Here is a 3,686-nt window from a genome sequence, read left to right on the forward strand (position 1 = left end):
CCACTACCATTATGGGCAATAATGTAAATTGTATCTTCCTCTTTGTCATAATATACCGCATTATTATCAGTATACATAGCTACTTCGTACAAATCATCATAAGCACTTTTAGGGATAGATACGTTTTTGCCGTTGATAGTTACAATGATACTCTTGTAATGGTCTTCAGGTATAAAGGAGATGTCCGTACCTTGAGCTCTCTTATCATCAATGATTAACTCCTCATAATATTTATATTTTTTCTTGGTAATCTTATGCTTAGTTTTGTCAAATGGCTGTTTGGTAAGGGTTACACTGATACCTTTACCAGCAATAGTAATACTATTGCCTTGCTCTTTACCTTTGCCGATAGAAGGCAAGTCTCGCACTTTCTTTAGGCGACTTTTATGTACATACCCTTTATCTACATACAACCAATTAAAAAATATCTCTTCACCAGTTTCATCTTGTATAGTATCAAATAAAGTATATATAAGTGTATTGTTTGGTAAAGTGCCTACGATTTGGCTTTTTACGCTTGCTTTAGCGCGAATGTTTACATAGCCGTCTTTGTCTTTTACTACGGCATAATCTCCAAAAAGACCTTGCGCAAAGGCATTGGTCGTAAGGAGGAAGAATAAAATAAGTAGGTGTTTCATAAGGTTTCTATAAATAATGTACGTTCTGTATAAAAAATAAGAATTGTTCTTGTTTGTTACTTAGTTTCTGCAAAGATAGTGATTCTTTTTTAATTTAGCTAAAGTTTAAAAACAAATCTCAAGCACAAACTATAAGAAACACGACTACTAGGGTTTGTAGTTGGCTCTTACTATTTGCCTACATTCCCAAATCAAAAACAAAAGGGGGACTGAAAATAGTTGGTTTTATGCAAAACACAAAAATAACTACTTTCAGTCTCCCTATTTCAAGAAATATTAGCTTAAAACTTATTCTTTATGACTTTATTTTATTGAAGATTTTCACTAAAGAATGTTTCCAGCTTATCAAACGGAATTATACCAGCTTGATTGTCGTAAAAATCAGTATGACGGGCATTAGGGACCGCCAATTCAACTAGCAAATACAACTTCTTCTATAGGGGATTTATCATTTATCTACAATACAAAAATCTACGCCATCGCCTTCTATATAAAGGTTTACAATGCTGGCGTTCTTATTTTGCAATTTGAGTTCGTAAGTCTTTATTTTATCTCCGATAATTTCATCAACTGAGAAAACACCTTCATTAACTAATTTACATTGTTTATCCAGCAAAGAAATAAGCGCTTCGGGAATGTTATAAGTAGTAGTAATCTCCCCTACAAAATGTTGATATTGCATACCCTTAGCCTGATACGTTCTATGCCAATGATAGGAGATTTCCCAAAAAGGAGTATTGTGGTTGTCCGTAATAAGGTCTATTAAATTCATATCAATCATAAAAACCACTTTCTCGCAGTTGGACTTCATACTGCTAATGATTTTTCAATATTTTGGAAATCTTTTCGATAATACTTTCTTCTTTAGGAAGATCCGCCTTCTTTTTCCTTATTTATTATAGCGTTATCAAGTAAGCCACTCTCATAGTCGGCAGACTCTAAATCACCATATATATATTCATCATTTAGTTGATATTGTTTTGCCATTTGTTCTTCCCAAACACTATGCTCTTCTTTAAATTTATTAGTATCAGAAGGATACCCTTTTAACCAATACATATTACCTTTTACAAGCAACATCGCCCAATGATATTGTTCCCGATGAGTGATAAATGCTACCTCATTAATAGATTCAGGCATACGCATCCAGTCTGAGTTTTCTACCAGTCGAGTAGCCTCTTCCATAGTCACCCCACCATAATGCACTGCCAAATGCTTAAGCCACTCACAAGCGGAATAGTGGTTATACACACAGAAATCACCCTCTTCATTATAGTAAATTATCCCATCTCTAAGTCCGTTAGGATGTAGGGTAGTATCAATATCTTTTAATGCTTTTTCAAGTTCGGTCATATTATTTGTGCTGCTATAATTAGTTCTTTTATTTGAGTAGTAGGGTATTCTCCTTCTAAAAATAGCAGTCCTGTACACCCTAAATCTATAAAATCAATAGAACAGCCATACATTTCTATTTGTTTTAGGGTGAAATTTACCTCTACCAAAGTGTTATTGTCTATTTTTATAAGATTGAATACCTCTCCTTTGTGAATAATATCTCCTGCAATCACTCTTACTGCCACTGAAAATGTATTTTCATTAGTGTTTAAAAGCTTTTCTACTTGAAATATTTTATTCATAACATCAGTATTGTCAAAAGAAAAAGAATATCCCTGTTTTGTATTCTATAGCTTTATGAAGCATTGCTAATAATTTCTGTCCGACAGGTAGTTTGCTTATGGTATTAGCTTCTGTAACTTCATAGGCTTTTTGTAGCGCTTCTACCCCTATAATATCCTCCCATTCATAGTCATCAATAAGTTTATCTAATTTGTAATTAAGTTCGTGAAATAGGTGCGAGTTCCAAAGCTGTTGAAACTCTTCTTCTGTTAAGTTCCAATCTGTAAAGCCTTCTTCCGAATTCACATCGTTGATAAACTTTTCCATTGCCTCCACACTTGTGAATGTTGATATTGTTTTAGAACTATGACTCATTGTTATCTATTTTAGGCAAAGATACTCTTTTTTTATTTTTTACTCTTCCTCTGCTGCCCAATCATAAAAACCACTTTCTCGTAATCGGGCTTCATACTGCTGAATAGTTTGTTCGTCGTACTTTTCTCTTTGGATAAACTTTCCTATTTCAAAATAGATGTCTATTGGGTTCAGTCCATAAAGGTGAGCGATGAGGGTTGCTAAGTTTCTATCAGAGTAATGCTCATAAAGCACATAAATCATCAGCCTAAAATCTGTTTCCTCTATCTTCGGGAAAGCCTTTTTGATAAACTGAAGTGATTTCTCAAACCATACTTTTTCAGGAGCTACTACCTCATTCAGCCAGTCGGTATACCCATCTCAAAGGTGAGTTTTTCTCCCTTCTCGTTAAGTTCAGGCAACAGTCCGCCATAATCCTGACGACTATCGAGCCATATATAGCCTTTTTCCTTACCATTCACTACCAAAAGATAGGAGGCTCCGTGCCCTATATGGCATATTTGTAAGCAACCGCTGATGCGCTTTGTATCCATATAGGCTTCGAGCTGCTTTTGTGTAGGGCGTTCACCACCGTCCCAATCAATACTATTAAGCCATTCTTCTTCGTTCCAAGGCTCGGTGTAAGGGAAAGGCGTAGAGAGGTCTATAGTCCGGTCTCTCCACATCAAATCTTCCGTTGCTTCTTTAAGGGACCGCAATCCGTAATCGGGACCCACACAGCCATTGGCGATTTGGGTGATAAAAGTACGATAATCCGTGGGGAAAGTGATGTGATTCTCTTTCTCTATTTGGGCTACTTTTGCTTCTTCCAATACGGGGTTCATATATATACCGCCAAATGGTTTTAGCTGAGGAAGTTCTAAGATGATTTGTATTTTCTTTTTGATTTCTTCTATATTCATACGATGCTGAATTGTGTGAATAGCGCACGCTGTTATTCTCTTTATTCTGCTAAAATAAAGGTATTTTATGGCAAAAATATTTTTCTTCCCTCAATTGAGTGATAAATAACATCACTAAGACCTTGAGGATTTTCCCAAGCCATAGAATGACCTG

General features: G+C 35.4%; 7 protein-coding genes and 1 pseudogene. All 8 read right to left on the reverse strand.

All coding sequences use genetic code 11. The features are described from left to right. Nucleotides 1-638: SH3 domain-containing protein (locus Q0162_RS02420; protein WP_297888554.1), on the reverse strand; the 638-nt coding region annotated here is incomplete at its 3' end. 308 nt (nt 639-946) lie between these two features. Further along, nucleotides 947-1,048 (reverse strand): annotated as a pseudogene (locus tag Q0162_RS02425) (alpha/beta hydrolase); the annotation flags it as partial. 38 nt (nt 1,049-1,086) lie between these two features. Then, complete coding sequence (locus Q0162_RS02430) at nt 1,087-1,449, reverse strand: hypothetical protein (RefSeq protein WP_297888557.1); 363 nt, start codon at nt 1,447-1,449, stop codon at nt 1,087-1,089. Nucleotides 1,450-1,502: 53 nt separating this feature from the next. Further along, nucleotides 1,503-1,991 (reverse strand): hypothetical protein, encoded by a 489-nt coding sequence (locus Q0162_RS02435; protein ID WP_297888560.1) that lies wholly within the window; start codon nt 1,989-1,991, stop codon nt 1,503-1,505. After that, a complete protein-coding gene (locus tag Q0162_RS02440; protein WP_297888563.1) occupies nt 1,988-2,275 on the reverse strand; it encodes a hypothetical protein in 288 nt (95 codons plus the stop codon). The genes Q0162_RS02435 and Q0162_RS02440 overlap by 4 nt, the downstream gene beginning before the upstream one ends. Before the next feature lie 13 nt (nt 2,276-2,288). After that, nucleotides 2,289-2,630 (reverse strand): hypothetical protein, encoded by a 342-nt coding sequence (locus Q0162_RS02445; protein WP_297888566.1) that lies wholly within the window; start codon nt 2,628-2,630, stop codon nt 2,289-2,291. Between the two features lie 39 nt (nt 2,631-2,669). Further along, the gene (locus tag Q0162_RS02450; protein ID WP_297888568.1) at nt 2,670-2,873 is read right to left on the reverse strand and encodes a hypothetical protein; all 204 of its coding nucleotides are present in this window, start codon (nt 2,871-2,873) and stop codon (nt 2,670-2,672) included. A gap of 95 nt (nt 2,874-2,968) precedes the next feature. After that, nucleotides 2,969-3,532 carry a hypothetical protein gene (locus Q0162_RS02455; RefSeq protein WP_297888571.1) on the reverse strand — a complete coding sequence of 188 codons (564 nt, stop codon included), beginning with the start codon at nt 3,530-3,532 and terminating at the stop codon, nt 2,969-2,971. Between the last annotated feature and the right edge of the window lie 154 nt (nt 3,533-3,686).

It is taken from the genome of uncultured Capnocytophaga sp. (assembly GCF_937936315.1).
Classification (GTDB): Bacteria; Bacteroidota; Bacteroidia; order Flavobacteriales; family Flavobacteriaceae; genus Capnocytophaga.